Genomic DNA, 19902 nt, shown 5'->3' on the forward strand with positions numbered 1-19902 from the left:
TAGCTTTTACAGACACTGGGAGCTATTTGAGGCAAGAGGAGAGGCCGCCTTTCAGAAAATCAGCAGAAAGAAGCCCATATTAAAGAATCGGATGGAACCCGAAATGGAGACAGCGGTCATTAAATATCATGAATACCACCGTTATCCGACCCGATATATCGCCCAGCCGCATTAATCTGACTGTAAGATCAAATCAGGACTATTACAGTCAAAAAAATACGTAAATATTATTTTATAGGGAAGATCAGTATTACAATTTACTGTCACAATGCACCATTAACGTAGTGGGCATTGTACATAGTTGAGATAGCCTAGTTGCAGATGGTGCATCAGAAAATTTACTCTTTAAAATATCCAATAGTAATTCCATTGCTTTTTCTCCCTGTTTATAAGGGTATTGTTCGATGGATACTAAAGGAGGATCAGCAATATGATTCGTGATTGGCAGGTTCGCGTAACTTCCGAATGCAATTTCATCGCTACTTAAAAAATTATGTTGTCGAACATACTGCACGGCATCCATGTGTACATATTCATTAAAAGTTATTATGGCAGTAGGAGTTTTCTTCAATGTGAGTAATTTCTGCATGGCTGCGTAAGTGCTTTCTTTTGAAAAGTCCGTTTTCTCTACCAACTGCATATTTACCTTTATTTTTCGCTTCGAAATCCCGTCAACGTATCCTTTAAATCTTTCTTTACTAGCCTGCAGCTTAGAAGGACCGTTAATCAAAGCAATGTTCCTAAACCCGTGAACAAAAAACCAGTCGACCATTTCAACTGTGCCTTTATATAGATCGCAACACACCATATTGGTATCAACAGAATGCGGCACACGGTCAAAATAAACAATCGGAATGCCATAGTTTGAAAGTGGGTCAAGATGTTTGATGGATGTTGTTTCTTTTGCCAGGGAAATAATCAACCCATCTACCCGCTGTTTTTTCATAGTGCCAGCCACTTTGGTCTCCTGAATCAGATTATCGTAGCTTTGTCCCAATAGAATACTATAATCATGTTGCAAAGCAACAGACTCGATTCCACTTATTGCTTCAGAGAAAAACTCCTCTCTAATATGTGGCACAATGACTCCTATTACATTTGTTCTCTTCTGTCTGAAACCAATTGCCAGTGAATTAGGTTCATACCCAATTTCTGCCGCTAATCTCTGCACTCTCTCCCTTGTGACGCTACTAATACGTGGATTGTTACTCAAGGCCCTGGATACTGTCGAAGGGGACAACCTTAGCTTTGCTGCTATTTCCTTAATTGTAGGTATTTTCTTGTTCACATTTTTACTTCATATCAAAAGGTGAAGAATCATTTATTAAAATTAGACATAAATTTGTTTCAACTCCTCTTTTTTTTCTTCTAATAACTGAATTCGATTAGATTTTAGAAAAATATTTTGGGGGAATTATGCCCTATTTAATATTTCCCAATCTGAACTCTTATGTTTTATATACCTGAATACAATTTTCTGCTAGTATCAGAACTTATAGAAAGATCGATAAATGGGACCTCTTATTTTCTCAGGAACAATAAGTCTGCCGCCCTCGAGTATGACGCCAAATCCATCTACTTTTTCGATGATCCGCGACCTGAAAATTACAGCCATGCTATCGGCTAATTATTACAATCCCCCTCTATACAATGGAATTATTCAATTGTTTTGCAGTTTAATCTATTTCGGGAAATCATTTGATAGTAAATCTTCTAATTTCGTAAAACTATAGTTCCCTTAAAAATAAGAAACCGGAGTTTTTGAGTGCTCCCCAAAGCGTCTAAACTTTTGGGAGCACTCAAAAACTCCGATTTCTTGTTCTCTAGCCAGTCTATTCGAAGGTGTCAATTATCCCACCAAATACGGCCTTTTGTATCAACTGAAGTCGATCCATACGCAGCGTCTTTTGAAATCATAGTACTAACTGCCGCATTATAATTTGGATCATTTAAATTAGAAGATCTGTCAAATGAGTTTCTTCTGGGTAATAAAAGATTTTGTCCTCCGTCCCAAAGGTTTTCCAGATACGCAATAGAAGAGGTACCGACCAAACCATTGTTACCCGGTCTAACATCGGTAAATTGCGGATACCCCGTACGTTTCCACATTGCCCATGCCTCCTCAGGCTGCATTAAGAAATGTACCCAGGCTTGCGTATAAATACTTGGTAAACCTAAATAAGGAATTGATGATGCAAATCCTCCGTCGGAGATACTGGCAGCATTAGGTACATTAGTATTTATAGCAATTTCCTTGTACTGGTCAAATGACGCCTGGACGCCCAAACGATACCATTGCTCAGCAGTTTTGCCCATAACACTGCTGCTTCCTTTTGCTGCAATTTCAGCCATCATAAAACAGGTTTCGGCATAACTTACTTCGAAGTATTTCATTTTGATAGTAGAACCGCTTACACTAGTTTCATCTGTGTGCATTAAACTTGTGCTAGACAAACTATTAAACCCTCCAAATCCTCCGTTTTTAACAAATAAACGTGATTGTATGGCTGATAAAAATCCTAAATTTTGCGTAGCGGTACCTTGTAAAGCAAAAGTTTTATATCTATCGCCACCAGTAGATCCGTAAGCTGTATTCTGGGCTGAAAATGGCGTAGGGTGTTTGCCCCAATAACGGACCTGGTTTTCTGGCAGCTGTAAAGCAGCCTGAGAGGTTGCATTACCTTCATTCTGAACTTTTACATATTGGGTGCAATTCGTTCCAAAATCGTTTTGACGAACCATAAACCCCATACGCGGATCATTTGTTGCTTTCAAGTGTTCAACAAAGGGAAAAGATGCGTTGTAATTAAATAATATAACATTAATATCGTCTACATTATTACTCCAGTCCCTTGTAAAATTGATAACAAAGGAACCTGCATTGGATGAAATAATATTACCTCCAAAAGCAGAGCTTACATCATTTATTACAGCCGTAAAGTTTGCAGCATCTCTTCTTTCAAAGCGTTGTGCAATCTTTATGCGCAAAGTATTAGCCAGTGCATACCACTTCGTATAATCTCCTCCGTAAAACAAATCCTGGTTTCCCAAAGCTATCTGACTTGTTGCATTATCTCTTAACACTGTTGCTGCTGCTTTAAGCGTTGAATCGAAGGTTTTATACAATGTCCAGTTATAATCATATGCCGGCAAAGGATATTTCGATATATTAAATGCCTGATAATACGGTAAAGCACCAAAAACATCAGCGACCTTCCATGCATAATAAGTATCCATGATCTGGCAGATAGCCCTTAGCCCCAAATATTTAGCTTTAGTAGCTGCATCATACAAATCTATCCTGTTTATTATGCGATGCATATCACGACCTATATTGTAATATTCCCCATAATAAGGAAGTCCGGGATTAGGTCCCTTGACGGCGGAAGGTTTCCAGTACTGTCCAATCAGACCGTCTGCGCTAACGCCTTCGGGTACGATGTACTGCATATATTTCATTGTAGTTCCGTACCTCTGGGATATCTGATCACGCGATCCATAGTTCAAATCTGTTGTAACGCCGGTAAACCAGAATTCAGGAGCTACATCAGCTATCAAATTGGGATCAGTATTAAGTTCAATCATTTTTTTCTTACATGACTGGCTTAAGCCCATTAAAACCAGCAAGGAAAAAATCGTGTATTTTTTAATATTTTTCATTTTCAAAAAATATTGAAATTATAAATTAATGTGTAAGGCAATAGCATAAGTACGAGAGAAAGGAACACCCCCTGAAATATATGGTCTGAACGGATCATTGCCTTGCAAAGAAGCAGGGTTCTGACCTCCACTTAGGCTATTGTATAAATACCCGATATTTCTTACACTAAAATTGACGCTGGCTGCATTGAATACATTGTTTATCAATTTGGTCGGAATCTTATATCCGAGCGTAATTTCTCTAAGCATAACCCAGGAAAGTTGTGAAGCAGTACCATTGCTATTAATGTTAGTACCCCATCCAAAATTGGACACATAATATACTGAAGCTTTTACAGGGTCAACCAATCCCTTTTCATAGGCCTCTCTGAAAGTCATTCCGCCTATATCTGCACCCGTTTTGGGGCTTTTTTGGCCTTGATCAAAAACTCCATCTATAATGACTCCGTCATACCGGTCTTTTCCGGTATAAGAATCTGTACGCTTAACACCGCCATGTGCCTGGTCGCGGTACTGTAAACTCTGTGCTGGTGTGCCCTGAGCCATTGCATAGTTTAAGGCTTCTGAATAAACATATCCGCCAAACCTGCCATCAACCTGGGCAAATAATGTAAAGTTTTTATACCTTAAGTTGGTACTCACCCCTCCTGTTAAAGTGGGCTCTACCTTTCCTATTTTCACCTTGTCATCGGGAGACGCATAATTATAAAACAGGAGGTGCTGACTGCCTGCTGAGTTGGAACTATCACCTACCGTAATAATTGGAAAATTAGTTTTGGGATCGATTTTTGTCGAAGATCCGACATCGGAAGTAAGCACCCCAAAATCACCTCCTTCATAAGCAAAAACATTTGCGCCGTCATAACCTCCACTCAGCTCCCATTGGGTTATTCCGTTGCCGAATTTTACAATTTTACTTTTATTATGCCCCATGTTTATTGCAATATCCCAACTCAAATCCTTTTTTCTAATGGGAGAACCTGTCACTAATATTTCCCATCCCTTGTTTTGTATATTACCGGCATTTAAAAAATAGGTTGAATAGCCTGTTTCCGGAACGCCTCCTAAACGAACTAACTGATCAATGGTATTTGTCTTGTACCATGCAAAATCAACGTTAATCAATTCTTTCAATAAGCCGAAATTAGTACCAAATTCCCATGAACGTTGTACCTGTGGCTTTAAATTTAGATTGGGCAATGTTGATGCATTAGCCTGGTACGCAGTGCTGACAATTTGACCATTTTGATTGTAGGCTGCGCCAGAATTAAATCCCATACCCGTTTGATACGGGCCGGCTATTCCCGAATTACCTACGTATGCCAACGAGGCCCTTAATCTGGCAGAAGAAATCCATGCGGGTATTTCTTTCTGCAAATGAGAATATATGTTATATGATACGTTCGCTGAAGGATAGAAAACACTGTAATTATTATTGCCCGGAACAGTGGCAGGATATGTTAGCGTACTTAACCAGTCATTTCTTCCTGTCAGTTCTAAATTTATAATGTCTTTATACGACAAATTTAAAATGCCGCCCAAACCGGCAGTAAGCGTTGAAGGTCTATTAAAACCAACAGAAGAGTTGCCTCCGCTTACGCCACTTCCCGAATAGTTAACTGCCTGGGCAGGATTTAAACTATTGCTTAACAAGAAAACGTTAGGCACTTTCAGCCCTCCGTTAGTGCTCGCGCTCCAACTTTCTCCCCACATATTACCATAAATCTCGTTCAGCAATCTGAAGTCCACTCCAAAATCATTAATTTTCTTATTAGCATGCGCGCTAAAAAGTAATGTATAAGTAGAGCTGTAACTTCCGTCAACGGCATAATACCCTCCGGTATTGTTTGTGCCGTTTCCTTTATTCCTGGTTTCGGATGATATTTTATAAAGGCTAATATTACCCCTGGCAGATAAATCCAACCAGGAAGTCACCTGCGCTTTTAATTGCATATAACTTAAAAGTGAATTCTCCCGCCTCATAGCGTCATTCTTGTCAAAATTCGAAAAGGCATTTATGACGGATGATAAATTACTGTAGGCATGTACATAATCGGCAGTATTATCCGGTGCCCTGTACGTTTTGTACCATGCTGCAACATCCAGGTTCCTTGGTAAATAAAAGGTATTGAATGCAAGATTCTGCCCGCCTCCGTAATAATATCTTCCCTGAGATACCCAATTATCAAAAAAGGTATGAGCATAAGAAATTCCTATATCGGTTGAAAAAACTTTGTTTATCTGTCCGCGAATTTTTAAATCAAAAGCATTTCTTTTAAGATTGTTGTTGGGTAGAAGTCCCTTAGACTGATTATTGGAATAAGAAAAACGGAAATTTAATTTTTCACTTCCGCCTGTTAGCGCAATATTATTATTGACATATGCCCCATTCTGATAAAAGGTCTTCCAGTTATCAGGCACAGCTACATAAGGTACCAGCGAGTCGGGTTTATAAATTGCCGGGTGCATAGAACCGTCATAAGCTGGGCCAAAACTAAACATTGTCTTAGCCTGGGTCCCATCAGTGGCGAAAGCACCTTCCCTGGTAGCCCAGCTACCCTGTCCGTAAGAATTTTGATAAGCAATCGGCGATTTATAAATGGATTCAATTTGGGTAGTACTGTTAAATTCGACGCCCAACCCTTTTCCGGCCTTACCTGATTTGGTTGTAATTACAACAGCGCCATTAATACCTCTTGAACCATATATAGAGGTCGCGGCAGCGCCTTTCAGCACCGTGATAGATTCGTAGTCATCTGGATTCAAATTTTTTAACTGGGAGCCCAAATCCGCCCCATCGGCATCTGACAGGTTATTGGTAAGAACTATCCCATCAACTACAAAAATGGGCTGGTTGGCATTATTTCCGGGACCTCCTATAACCTTAGCTCCCCGGATTTGTATGAATGGGGAGCTTTGTATGCCCGAAGCCGTTTGTACATTGATATTTACGCCGGCTACCTTACCTTGCAAAGCTGTGATGGGGTTAACAGTATTGGTACGGGTAAGTTCTTCACCTTTTACAGTAGTGATTGCATACCCCAACGTCTTATCATTTTTAACAATACCCAGGGCGGTAACCACCACCTCTCCCAGTCCACTGGTAGAAGCCTGCAGCACAATATTGATCCGGGTATTATCTCCTACTTTTATTTCCTGTTTCTGAAAACCTACAAAGGTGATTTCCAATACATCGCCGGGGTTGGCATGCAGCGTATATTCACCATTTATATTGGTAACGGTTCCCTTGTTAGTACCTTTTATTTTAATAGATACCCCTGCCAGCGGACGTTTGTCTGTATCGGTAATTACCCCGCTTATATCGACTACTGCCAGAGCTTCGTTCTGCGAGGCAAACGCATTTTCTTCTTTTTGTTTTACCACCACGGTGCTGCCCACAATAGTAAAGGTCAACGGCTGGTTTTTAAAACAAATGTTGAGTGCTGTTTCCAGCGATGCGTCTTTTACCGATATGGTAACAGCATCGGCCTGAAGAATCCACGATTCATCAAAGAAAAAGGAGTAACCGGTTTGTTTCTTGATAGCACGGAACACCTTTCCCAGCGGTGCATTCTTTTCTAAGAGTGTCACCCTCTGCGAGTAGCTTTTTGCACTGATCTGCAGAAAGGCGGCCATCAACAAAATGGCAGTTAACTTCATAACCAGGAATGTTTTGGGAAGTACACGACGGCTAAAATACCAGACGGCACATAGATTTTTTTTCATACTTTAGTGATGGTTTTGGTTGATCAATTGGCAATTCGTTCCAACAAATTGTTATGACTAGATATACCAGAACTATTCGCCGCCCTGACTCTCACCTCAGGGCGGTTTTTATTATGGTAATACAATAATCCTTTTTTCCTCTATCTTAAAATGTACTTTGCTTTCTTCCAGTATCCGCAATACCTGCGATACATTGGAATAACGGGATATTTCACCACCAAAACGGCGATCAGGTATTTTACCGGAGTATAGAATATCTACATCATACCAACGGGATATTTGCCGCATAACGCTGGGCAGGTCGGCCTGGTTAAAGGAGAAATAACCATTCTTCCAGGCTATTTCCCCGTCGATGTCTATGTTTTTAAATAATACAAACTGGTTGACTTTATCCAGCTGAACCTGCTGCCCTGGCTGCAGCAGCTGTTTTGCATTGCCTTTGGTCACCATCACACTGCCTTCGAGCAATGTAGTCTTAATGGTGCTTTCATCCACATATGCGTTTATATTAAAGTGGGTGCCAAGTACCTGTACTTCCATTCCACGTACAGATACAACAAAAGGAACTTTCTTTCCATTACGTACCATAGGAGCTACTTCAAAGTAGGCCTCTCCAGTAATTTCCACCCTTCTTTCTTCATCGTTAAAAGCTGCAGGGAAACGAACAGACGAAGCAGCATTTAACCAAACACTGCTTCCATCAGCCAGTAACAGCTGGAACTGCTTGCTCTTTGGGGTTATCACCGTATTGTATAAGAGTTGTTCACTATTCTTTCCGTTGGTGCTATAAGTAATTCTTCCCTGGCGATTCATCACTTTTGCTTTACCCTGCATAGCCAGCAAGCCATTGCCGGCACTATCCAGCGCAATTTGTTGGCCGTTTGCCAATACCAGGATGCCGCCTGTTGTACCAGGTGCTATATCTTTTCGCGCGCTCACAGACGCGACTGTTGACACGGGTGTTTTTCTAAAACCAACCCAATACCAACCCATTCCCAGCAGTAGCGCAACAGTAGCTGCCACTGCCCAGCGCCATACACTGCGACGATTATGTTGCCGCTGTATCCGTGGCGTCTCTTCCATTATAATCCGGAATCTGTCGTCCCAGTCCTGATCACCAGGGTCAACTGCAAGAGTCGCCTTCTCCCACTGTTCTCTTAATACAGTGGTGAGCATCTCCATATCTTCCTCCTCTCCTGCTTTTCGTAACAGTAGCTGCAATTCTTCTTTCGAAATTTTATTCTCCAGATACTGCGTTATCAGGTATTTCCATGACGTGGCATCCTGCTTGTCCATAGTAATAAAAGCTGCCTCCTGCAAGTAAGACGAGAAAAAAAACAGCAATAACTAGTGGAGGATAATTTTTTTTTAAAATTTCCCAATTAAGAGGATAACAATGGCCAGATCTATCTCCTTTACCAGATAATTCCGTATAAAACGCTGTGCCAATACGATGTGGTTGTTCACGGTAGCAGGGGAAATCTGTAACTGCCGGGCTATTTCGTCATGAGATAAATCCTGCTCACGGCTTAAGGTATATACTTTTTTACACTGAGGAGATAAAAGAGAGATAGCCTTACGTACTTTTTCTTCATATTCGTGGGTAATCAGCGCCGCATCCGCCGTGTCGGCGCCCGCCAGCTCAATAGCTTCGCATAACAACTCTTGTAAACGAGGATCCCTGGCCGCAGAACGGAGAAAGTCGATACTTTTATTATGTGCAATACGAAATAGAAATGCATCGAAATGTTGTACCTGTGCAATGAGCTCCCTACCAGTCCATATCTTCATAAATACGTCCAGTACCAGCTCCTCCGCGACCTGGTCCGATTTAACAAAGCGGGAAATATAATGGAATAACCGCCCCCGGTACTTATCAAACAAATCTTTAAATGCTTTTTCATTACCTGCAGCAACTTCCTGCAGATCAACCGGCTGATAATGTGCTTCTTCCACTTCAAAAGGAAATTTAGATAAGACGAAAAGTGAACATTGTCTATTACGTAATAAAAATGCTAATTATGTACATTATTGGTTGATATTCACCGCTAATATTAATGATTGAGTGTAATATAATAACAATAGATCAGAGACAATTTCTATCTGTTAACCAAACGTAAAATAAAAAAGCTGATTTACCAAATCTTTGCAGTGCAGTCGTTTGCAATGAAGAAACGGCAAGCAGAAGGTGTACAATTTTTCTGAATTTGTATACCGGTATATCTCCATACGTTTATTGAAGAAATAATAGTTAATTAAAAGAGCAAAAATAACTCCAAAGGGATTAAGCATTCCAGTGGTTTAATGTTTTTGGGTGTATAGCAAACAAGGAGTATATGAATACTTGCCTTACTGAACTGGCAAGGCAAACGTAGACGCCGGCAACCCCACGCCATTGCATAAGTTAGCATCTGTGTAAGGCGACCAGCCATATTGCAGTATCTGTACCTTACCATTAACTCCTATCACAACGGTGTTCCCCCGTATGATCGCCGGCACAGGGCCGCCATTATCCAACGAGAAACCGCGCAAAGGCTTCCCGTCTGCCGTCTTGAGCTTTCCTTCCACATCACTGAAGGTTACCACAACCTTTTGTCGCCGCAACACGGCTTTTACCGGTTTTGGACCGGTTGACGCTACCTGCTGATGATAGGTATCTTTCAGCGCCACCAATGCCAACCGCTCCCCAACCGTTCTTTTATCCCGGGGATGCACGTTGGTACGGTCTCCCACATCGCTGGTTACGGCCATTCCTGTATGCGGGAGACTATCCGTCAAACGGCGTTGGCTATCGCGGAAGACAGGCCAGTATTCTGAATGATATCCGCTCTCTGTGCTGATGGAAGATAGTTGGCAATAGTAAAATGGTAATGCTGGCTGATGCCATTGCCGCCGCCAATCAGTCACCAGCACTTTGAATAGCGCCTCGTGCTGAGTCACACGGTCAGCACTAAGCGCATTACTTTCCCCCTGATACCAGATCACGCCCTTTATCGCGAAATCAGTTAGTGGCGCTATCGCAGCCTGATACAAAAAGCCCGGCTTAAAAGGATGTTGATATCCCAAACTGTCTTTGGGCAATACGACTCCTTGTTTTAACAGGCTGTCCAGGTTTTCATGCCCACGCTGAATACACCAGGGCTCTAAAACAAGATTATTCCACCAATCGCTGTCAAATATTTTTTGCAACGCCGTATCGCCTTGTACGGATGCTGGTCTCACCCAGGCTTCAGTGGGAGAACCGCCGACGGCTACATGTATCAACCCGACCGGCACTTTCAGTTGCTGCACCAGGGCTTTCCCAAAATAAAAGGCCACGGCGGAAAAACCCATTGCAGCATCCTTGTCACTGACCTTCCATTGTCCATTGTAATAATTCTCCGGATACAATGCGGCTATATCCTTCAGTTGATAGGAGCTATTATAGGTCGAGGTTTGTTTCACTTCATTGAGCAACCGCAACATAGGTATACCAGCTTGTTGCAAGGCCTCCGCGGCATTTTGATCGCTCTTCAACATAAATTCCATGTTAGACTGTCCGGCGCAAACCCAGATATCTCCTATTAGTATGTCATGTAACACCAACCGGCAGGTATCCATTCTCACAATCAATTGTTGGCCGGCGGCATTTGCTGGTGCCGGGGGCAAATATGCCTGCCATCTTCCTCTGGCATCCACTTGTGTGCTGACTTCCTTACTGCCGAAATACAAGACGATTGCTCTCCCCGGCGTGCCGGTCCCGGAAAAACGAATAGGCATCTCCCGCTGTAAGACCATGCCGGAACCAAAAAATCTATCCAGCTGTAACTGGGCGCTGGCTCCCAATGATACTGCCAGCAAACCGATCGTTATAAAAAACTTATTCATACGTTAGAACCTGTATAGTTAAAGGAATAAAAGTAAACATCCACTTGACCGGGTTTTGCCCGTCGCGCACTTTGAAGCTACCAACCGGCAACTGGATGATGACCTGGTTCACGCCCTTGCGAAAAACAACGGGAACTGGTCGGCGATAGGCATACCCTTCGTCAGCCAGCGGCGTTTCCAGATCACCTTTGGCGCCAGCATGCACCCAAACAAGCGGGGCAATCAGTTGGCCGTTTACCCGGACTTCGCTGTGTCTTTCATCCCATGCGCCCACAGGAGGTGTACCCGATGCATAAGAACGTGACAGGTCAGCTCCGTTTATCCATACTGGTAGTACCGTATCCCGGTCAGAACGGATTTGTACCACCGCGTACCAAGTGCTGCTGTCCTGTGGCGAAGACAGGATACCTTTCACTAGCGGATACCAGAAATGCCGCAAAATCAGCGTACCACCAACCGCGCTTAGTGCAGGCTTTTGCGGCAACCAGAAGTTTATTTGCAAATTTCCTTTATTAGGAAAAGGGCCATAAAGTTGCCAGTGTAGATTACGTTGGCGGGCATACGTAAGTAAATGGCAACCTGGAAAAATATAGTTGTTGATGTTGCAGCAGCCTCTTTTCGAACTCACCGAAATCCGCCGTCATGCCAGGCACCAGCGAAGCAGTCCAACCCGTCTGGCTGCCACCACACCAAATGCGTTCCGCAAAGGTAACCATGGCTGGGTAAACGGGGTTCATATGCAACATGTGCCGTACCTGCCGAAACAGTACAGCGTTCTGCATTTACGGCAAGCCGGTATCCTTCCTCCTTTTCCGGCACTTTAACCGGCGATAATTCCAGCTCAATAGCAGCAGGTCTGTTCCAACAGATATCAACAGATACCTCCCTTTCGGATAACTGCTGTTGCAATATCCGGGCTATCGGTAATAGGCTGCTATCGGTTAGATATATATATTTTATCTTATATAACGGCAGTTTATTGGAGGTCCAATGTAATTGCAGCGGCTGAGGAATCAATGCTGGCTGCTGTGCCTGAAGATGCTGAAACAGGCATCCAACCAGGGCTATCATCCAATAGCGCATGTTTTATAATTTAATGATGGCAAATACAATTTCATGGTAGGCATTGCGTTCAAACAGCACGCCAATATGCCGGGCATCAACCTGCACTAGGTCGGAATATGCGGCATAGTCCCTTTCATTACTATCTGATCTGGCCACCACATAGGATCCGGGCCAGGTATGACCTTCATCTTCACTCACCCGGAGCGTTAGGTTATTACGTTGCACTGTGTCCGCTGCATTACAGAATACCAGAACGGTCTTGCCTTTCCTGCGACCTATCTCCAGCAGGCTACCTTCGCAAACCGGGTCCGGTAGCTGATGATCATAGTAATATGGTTGCCAGGTAGCGCCACCGTTGGCACTCGTAGCCACAATGCGTGCCTTTTCATTCCCTTGCTGGTTACGGGCGTTAATCATTAATCGCCCACCGGACAACGCCGCGGCAGTAGCCTCATTTCCTCCTGGCGCCGGCAACGTAGCCGATAAGTGGAATGTTTTACCATGATCATCGGTATAATAACCATGAACGAAATAGTCTTTGAAATGAGGCCGAGGAGCACCTTCAGAGTGATTAGCAGCTACGTATATCCGTCCACGGTATTTTCCTTCGCGGAACTGCGTAGCATGGCCAGGCGTATTAGCGTAACTACGCCAGTCTTCCTGAAAGTTATAAGCCGCATTCATTTGCGGCTGCTGTGGGCGATGTACCTGCGTGGTAATGTTCACGGGAACTGACCAGGTGAGGCCACCGTCAATAGAGGTTTTGTACCACACCTCACGAAGGCCTTTACCCCTTCGGATTTCGCCTTCGTGATTATTGCCAGTATTGTAAAACAGGAATATCCTGCCTTTGGGATGTGCAGGATCTGTCAGATCAATTACCGGTGCGGGGTTTCCTGCCTGCAGGGAATCGTTGTTCGCCACTTCCTGCAGGGCAGACCAGCTTGTACCGTTATCACGGCTACGTTTCATCACAATCTTAATATCTCCGAAATCACCACTATTATTTACGCGACCTTCTGCGAAAGCGAGCAACTGGCCATCTGGCAACCGGATAATAGCGGGTATACGAAAATTTTTATATCCCTCTGTATCGCTGGTAAATACGGACACTGTCTTTACCTGAGCCATCAGGGCGATTACCCAGAGCAACAATGCAGCAGTTAGTTTTACTGTTTTATTCATCGTTCATTTTTTACATGGATGTTTGTAATAGTTGCCAACAATACCACTCCTGTCTTGGCAAATGGAAAGGCCCCTTATATAAATTTCCTTTGAGTGATACAGATCGGCGGCCATCACGATGCAGATAACCGAACCACTCTCCTTTCTTCTTATCATGAAAATGTGTATAGGCGTAATCGTGCACCTGCTGATGCCATCTGGCATATTTTTCATCGCCGGTCATCAGGTATGCCAGTAGCGTAGCTATGATCGTTTCATTATGCGGCCACCAGAACTTCATGTCTTGCCAGTATTCTTGCACCGGCTTATCATATACATCGCGAAAATACAGAATACCACCAAAATCCTTGTCCCATCCGCGTTCCCACATGTAATCAAGCATGCGGCACCCCAGGTTGATCAACGCAGGATCATTACCTCGATGTTTGGCCTCATGCAGGATAAACCAGGCCCCTTCAATAGCATGACCTGGATTCAGGGTACGACCGTCGAAGTGATCCAGGATGCTACCGTCGGGCGCTACCTGTTCCATCACGCAGCGTATATCATCTTTCACAAAATGAGTTTCTATTTCTTTGATCCAATGGCTGATCCATTCATGGCAACGTGGGTCGCCGATCGTTTCACGGAGCTGTTGCGCTGTATTGATCATAATCATCGGCACACCAATTCCTTTGGAAGGACGCACCTCTGTAAATTTGGGCGTGAGCATACCGGGCATGGTAGCATATTCAATGCACTTGCCAAACAGCTCCCTGGCTTTCGTCGCCATCTCCTCGCTGCCACTTGCTTTGGCATAAGCCGCAAGCGCTATAACCGCAAAGGTTTCCGAAAAAAAATACCTTCTTTTGCGAATGGGTGCTCCATCGCGCTGTACGTGAAAAAACATACGGCCGTCTGTATCAAAACAATGATGTAATAGAAAATCGATGCCCGACTTCGCACCCTCGAGCCACTCCTGCCGAGGCTCAACTGTATTGTACAGCGTAGCCAACAACCAAGCGGCCCTTCCCTGAATCCATACTGCCTTATCATCATCCAGTAAAGTCCCGTCATGGTCCCGCATTAACAGGTAGCCACCAAACTCCTTGTCGATGGACTTCGGAAACCAAAATGGCACTGTATCCTGCAGCAGCTGGCACTGATAAAATGCCGCCAGCTGTGCTTTCTTCTCCTTGGTATATGTTGTCATATTCTCATTCATTTTTTGTAAATGGTAAGCCCTTCCAGTGATGACGGGCGGCTAAAAAAGAGGCTGGCCAGGTATCCCGTAACGAAACAGGCCACCAGCCCGGTGAAAGCATACATTAGTAAATACATATGTGTATATTGCATCAGAATAAACTGTACCAGGGCACTGCAAACAAACCCGATCACCGCACCTGGCCCGTTAGCCCGGCGGGTGAAGATGCCCAGGATAAACAACCCGCCTACACTACCTGTAAACAGGCCTAATATCAGGTTAAACTCATCCCATAGAGAAGTAGCCCCCCAAGATGCCATCAGCCAAGCTATCAGCGTTCCAAACAATCCTACTGCCAGGGTGACTGCCCTGGCTGCACGCAGATAAAACTTATCTGGCCGAAGTGGCATAAACCGGCGAAAAAAATCATTCACTACGACGGTGGCTACTCCGTTGACACTGCCATTCAAACTGCCCATGGCGGCTGCAAAGATGGCCGTAATCACCAGTCCCGCAATCCCTTTGGGCAACTGCGTCACAATGTACCATGGGAAAATTGTATCCTGATTGTTTAAAGCGATATTGACCTCCGCAGGATGATCTCTGTAAAACAAAAACAACAGTGTTCCGATAGCAAAGAATATAATGGTGGAAGGCAATGTCAGCCATGCTCCCAGCCGCAGACTTTTTACCGCTGTCTTCTCATCAGTAGTGGTCAGATAACGCTGCACCACCGTCTGATCGCACCCGTATTGTATGAGGTTTAGCGAAAAGCCCCCAATTAGCACCACCCAGAAAGAGGAAGAAGTAAAGTCAAAACGCAGATCAAATAATTTGAGCTTATTATAATGCTGCAGTGTCTGGGACATCCCCACTGGTCCTGATATCAGATGCATAGGTATCAGGATTAATGCCAGTATCGCTCCTGTAAGCAAGATGATCACCTGTACCACCTCCGTCCAGATCACAGCTTCAATCCCCCCCAGTACCGTATAGAACAAGCTGACCAGCCCCATCACAATAATACTGGTACGTACTTCTATACCCGTTACCACGGAAAGGGCTATACTGGGCAACAGGATGACAATCCCCATACGTCCCAACTGCAGCAGGATGTACATGAACCCGGAGATACCACGAACAACGTAATTGAAGCGTTTCTCCAGATATTCATAAGAAGAAGTGACTGACAATTTGCGGTAAAACGGAATAAAGTACCTTATCACAAAAGGCATCGCCATGATGATCGTCATCAACAGGAAGAAATAAGTCCAGTCAGTAGCGTAGGTTTTGGCTGGGATACCGATAAAAGTGATGGCGCTGAGTTTGGCACCGAAGATGCTTAATCCCGTGGCCCATCCCGGAATTTTCTGCCCACCTTTGAAGTAGTCCAGTGTAGAGTGCTGTTTCATCGATGTCCAGATTCCAATGCCCAACATCAGCAGGAAATAGGCGATCAACAGCGCATAATCCCATTTAGAAAAGAAAGCCGGTTTGTCAATAACTCCTTTGATCACCTGTGTGATGCGTACGCCTGGTCTCACTTCTCCGCTTGGGATAAAAATATCCCCGTTCCATTTTACTGCCACCGTGGTCACTTGGGCAGGGAAAGGCATTTCGCCGAGCTTTGTCCAGGTGTCAGTGGCAGTATTATACAGTAGTACGCTTCTATTAAAGCCGGGATGGTTGTTCAGCAGTTGGAGTTTCTCCTGTTGGATAGCCAGCCGTTCAGATTCTCCAACCGCTGCTTTCAGACGGACATTATAAGCTTCGATGTTACGAAACAGCCTTCCATCATCTCCGCCAGCGAGGATGATATAGGTTGCGCCGCAGGCAATGGCTGTTCCTGCAGACCAGTAAAGTTGCTGATGCCCATCACTGATTGGGCTACCAGTCGTCCATTTTCCTTGCCCGGGAATAAAGCACCAGGTACCACTGCTTCTTTCACTAATACCGGAAGTTGTTGCCCGCCTGCCGCCGATCACATACAAACAGGACTCCTCTCCATTGGATTGTGCCACCATCTGTACATGTGAACGAGGCGCTGGCAAGGGAGGCATTGCCTCCCAAACCGGGCTTGCAGCAGCCAGGTTTAGCGCCCAGACAGAGCTGGTGACGCCCTGCACGGTTTCGCCGCCGGCAACATATACGGTTGTATTGATCAGGCTTGCGCCAGCATTAGCTGTAGCGATCGGCAGAGACGGCAGCGAAAATGTTTCCGCAGCTTTACTGACAGGATTCCACTTCATCAAGAAAACCTTATCTGTATATCCGTTCTTTGTTTCACCACCGGCGCAAAACACGCCACCAGGGGTACTGACACTAGCTCCATAGGCCACTGCCAAAGGAAGTGAGAACGTGTTGCCTCCCCATGCATAACGTCCATCAGCTGCCGGGTACAGCACAAAAACATCGGTGTGGTATTTCTTGTTTCCTCCCTGCCAGGGCATGCCCTCAGGAAAATTGGCCCCACCTGCAATTAACAGCACATTCTGGTGAGTACCGGCAAACACACCGGCCAGACCGGGTTGCACTGCTTGCGTCTTACCCGCGGGCAACTCGGCTGCGACGGACCAGGTAATATCATTAACGCGCGGTTGCTGCGCCCATGACGATTGCATCGAAAACATAACAAGCAATAATAAAACCGGAGCAATCAATTTTTTCACTTCTGTATTTTATTTGTTGCAGAATTGCCGGAATCCCATTTCTAAGACTTCCTTCCTAAAAGCCTCAAACTGTGCAGCATCCATATTTTTCACCGGCAGACGGAAACCGCCACAATCCAGTCCGATCATTTTCATATAGGCTTTGCCCGTTGCTATTCCGCCGTATTTGCCTAACAACCGGATCATGTCTATTGATTGCTGCTGCAGGCGGCGTGCCTGTTCCAGGTCACCAGTATTAGTAGCGTCCATCATTCCATAGTACAAAGGAGCTGCATAGTTGTAGGTACTACCAACTGTCCCCTTCGCGCCCAGCATCAGCGCTGCCAGCAGGTTCTCATCCCTGCCCCATAGCATATCATAGCGGCCGTTTTGAAAGTTAAGGCAAGACTGATAATCCATAAAATCCTCATGGGTATACTTGATACCGGCCAGGTTAGGCATTTTGCCGTGAAGCGCTTTCAGCAGGTCCAGCATAGCAAAGCCAACTCCGGTTAGCACAGGAATATGATAATAATAAAATGGCATATCCGGTACTACAGCCGCCACCTCCATACAGCACTCTGCCAATGCATTAACTGTTACAGGTTTAAAATAAGATGGCGCCGTGAGGGATACCGCGAACAATCCTTCTTCCCGGGCGTGGCGCGCCTGCGCTTTACAATCTTCCAGGGAGGTACCGCCCAATAGGGTCATCACTTTAAAATCCGGATCATCACGCGTGGCATCAGCCCAGGCACTAACAACGACCATTTTTTCCTTGGCTGTCAGAGAAACACCCTCGCCGGTAGAACCATTGATAAATGCTCCCACAACACCATTCTTCTTAAGTAACTGGTAGTATTCCGGTATCAATTCCATGTGCAACCTTCCATCTTCATGCATGGGTGTAAAAGGTGCAGCAATCAATTTGCTCAAATGCTGAATCGTCATATATATGATTTAAAAAACAAAAAGATATTCTCCATTCACGATAACTGTAGAAGAACAGGCCTATCGGGCGCCTGTACTTGTTCCTCAAATCTGTCAGAACTGGGGATAACCCGGGTTCTGTATTAAAGCCCGATTATTGGTCAGGGTATTACGATCAATAGGCCATAACAGCTTATATGCCTCACTGGATTTTACCAGCGTATATTCGTATACGTAATTATCTCCCATCCTGCGCAGATCGTACCAACGTTTGCCTTCAAATACAAATTCGAGCAGGCGCTCTTTCAGCAAGGCTTCTTTCGGGTCGGTATCTATCGTCTGATTAGGGTAGGCCAATGCATTCATATAAGCCGGCCCATAAGCCCTCGCGCGAACCAAATTGATTTCCGTGGCAGGATCTTCTCCTAATGCTACTTTTGCTTCTGCCAGCAGTAATAGCAAATCGGCAAAACGATATACCGGAAAATCATTAGTGATGGCCCTGGCGCCGGCATTTTGCTCTCCCTGGTATTTTTTCACAAAGGCGCCGGCAATGGTATAGGCATTACCATTCTTCGTGTACGCTGGTTGTATAGTTGCCCATTTTCGAGTATCTGTATCTGTAAATTGGCGGAAGGTGGCCACCTTTACCGGTACACGCAACAATCCCCCCCAGTTGTCGGTGTTAACATCAAATTGCCGGTTGCCAACAGAATCGTAGAAGTTGGAGATCAGGCCGCTTTGTGGTATGAACTGTCTCACAAAATCCATATTGGCTTCATTGAGTTTATACCGAACAGCAAAAATGATTTCTTTGTTGCCCTTGTTCGTGGTGGCAAATACGTCCGCAAAATTGGGCAGTAGCCCAAGCGCCGGAACATTCGTCTGAATATCTGTCAGCGCGGCTTTAGCAATAGTAGCGTCAGCGGTTCCGCCACCGCGGTAGCTCGTCCAGAGGTAAACTTCCGCTTTCAGCATCAACGTAGCGGCTTTAGACCAAAATCCTTTGCTGTTGCGGAAAGAATAATCGGTACCAAAGCTGTTGACCGAGTTATCAATATCCGATTTGATCAGCTTCATCACCTCATTAGTATTGGTGGCGGATTTTGACAGGTCGGTTGGGTTAATGCTCAGTGCCGGTTCCGTTTGTATGATCACGCCGCCCCAGCTACGCAGCAGCTGGAAATAGTAGAAAGCACGCATGCCATAAGCTACGCCAAGGTAATAGTTCCTGTTAGTGATGGAAAGCAGACCGGTTTTATTTAGATTAGTGATTAGGAGATTCAGTTGATTGATATTAAAATAAAAGCCTCCAAAATTGCCTACGCCCGGCGCATCCTGATCTAGTGTTTGCAACCACATACGCTCTGTGCCCTGTGAAGCCTCCCCCGTAAAAGAAGGTCCCAACGCAGTCTCGGTACCAAAGATATCTGAGCGCATCTCACCGAGCGCTTGTAAATTACCAGCATCATTACGGAAGGCTGTATGTACGCCACTGACAAACGCATCGAACTGGTCCGGTGTTTTCCAATAGCTGTCATTACTGAGATTACTTACCGGTGTAAGATCCAGTTTTTTGGAACAGGCACTCAGTAGTAGTACTGCTCCCAGTATCCTGCATATATTCTTATTCATGAT

13 protein-coding genes are annotated in these 19902 nt (G+C 44.7%); all 13 read right to left on the reverse strand.

Features of this window, described 5'->3' with window-relative positions:
* Positions 1-250: 250 nt before the first annotated feature.
* Positions 251-1288: a LacI family DNA-binding transcriptional regulator gene (locus HGH90_RS00970; protein ID WP_169190156.1), complete on the reverse strand. Its 1038-nt coding sequence runs from the start codon at positions 1286-1288 to the stop codon at positions 251-253.
* A gap of 557 nt (positions 1289-1845) precedes the next feature.
* Positions 1846-3660 carry a SusD/RagB family nutrient-binding outer membrane lipoprotein gene (locus tag HGH90_RS00975; RefSeq protein ID WP_169190157.1) on the reverse strand — a complete coding sequence of 605 codons (1815 nt, stop codon included), beginning with the start codon at positions 3658-3660 and terminating at the stop codon, positions 1846-1848.
* An 18-nt stretch (positions 3661-3678) separates the two neighbouring features.
* Positions 3679-7386: a SusC/RagA family TonB-linked outer membrane protein gene (locus HGH90_RS00980; protein WP_169190158.1), complete on the reverse strand. Its 3708-nt coding sequence runs from the start codon at positions 7384-7386 to the stop codon at positions 3679-3681.
* 111 nt (positions 7387-7497) lie between these two features.
* A complete protein-coding gene (locus tag HGH90_RS00985) occupies positions 7498-8682 on the reverse strand; it encodes a FecR family protein (RefSeq protein ID WP_169190159.1) in 1185 nt (394 codons plus the stop codon).
* Positions 8683-8754: 72 nt separating this feature from the next.
* On the reverse strand, positions 8755-9342 hold the full coding sequence (locus HGH90_RS00990) for an RNA polymerase sigma-70 factor (protein WP_169190160.1): 588 nt from the start codon (positions 9340-9342) through the stop codon (positions 8755-8757).
* A 393-nt stretch (positions 9343-9735) separates the two neighbouring features.
* Complete coding sequence (locus HGH90_RS00995; RefSeq protein ID WP_169190161.1) at positions 9736-11253, reverse strand: sialate O-acetylesterase; 1518 nt, start codon at positions 11251-11253, stop codon at positions 9736-9738.
* A complete protein-coding gene (locus HGH90_RS01000; protein ID WP_169190162.1) occupies positions 11246-11755 on the reverse strand; it encodes a hypothetical protein in 510 nt (169 codons plus the stop codon). Before HGH90_RS01000 ends, HGH90_RS00995 begins: the two co-directional genes overlap by 8 nt.
* 122 nt (positions 11756-11877) lie before the next feature.
* Positions 11878-12336, reverse strand: coding sequence for a glycoside hydrolase family 20 zincin-like fold domain-containing protein (locus HGH90_RS01005; RefSeq protein ID WP_169190163.1), 459 nt, complete (start codon positions 12334-12336; stop codon positions 11878-11880).
* Positions 12337-12339: 3 nt separating this feature from the next.
* The gene (locus HGH90_RS01010) at positions 12340-13503 is read right to left on the reverse strand and encodes a sialidase family protein (protein ID WP_169190164.1); all 1164 of its coding nucleotides are present in this window, start codon (positions 13501-13503) and stop codon (positions 12340-12342) included.
* Between the two features lie 10 nt (positions 13504-13513).
* Positions 13514-14695 carry an AGE family epimerase/isomerase gene (locus HGH90_RS01015; protein ID WP_169190165.1) on the reverse strand — a complete coding sequence of 394 codons (1182 nt, stop codon included), beginning with the start codon at positions 14693-14695 and terminating at the stop codon, positions 13514-13516.
* 8 nt (positions 14696-14703) lie between these two features.
* Complete coding sequence (locus HGH90_RS01020; protein WP_211172566.1) at positions 14704-17316, reverse strand: sodium:solute symporter family transporter; 2613 nt, start codon at positions 17314-17316, stop codon at positions 14704-14706.
* 48 nt (positions 17317-17364) lie between these two features.
* On the reverse strand, positions 17365-18285 hold the full coding sequence (locus HGH90_RS01025; RefSeq protein ID WP_169190166.1) for a dihydrodipicolinate synthase family protein: 921 nt from the start codon (positions 18283-18285) through the stop codon (positions 17365-17367).
* A gap of 93 nt (positions 18286-18378) precedes the next feature.
* Entirely contained in the window at positions 18379-19899 is a 1521-nt protein-coding gene (nanU, locus tag HGH90_RS01030) for a SusD family outer membrane lipoprotein NanU (RefSeq protein WP_169190167.1), read from the reverse strand.
* Positions 19900-19902: the final 3 nt, after the last annotated feature.

Origin of the sequence: Chitinophaga sp. Ak27 (genome assembly GCF_012726295.1) — a bacterium.
Classification (GTDB): Bacteria; Bacteroidota; Bacteroidia; order Chitinophagales; family Chitinophagaceae; genus Chitinophaga.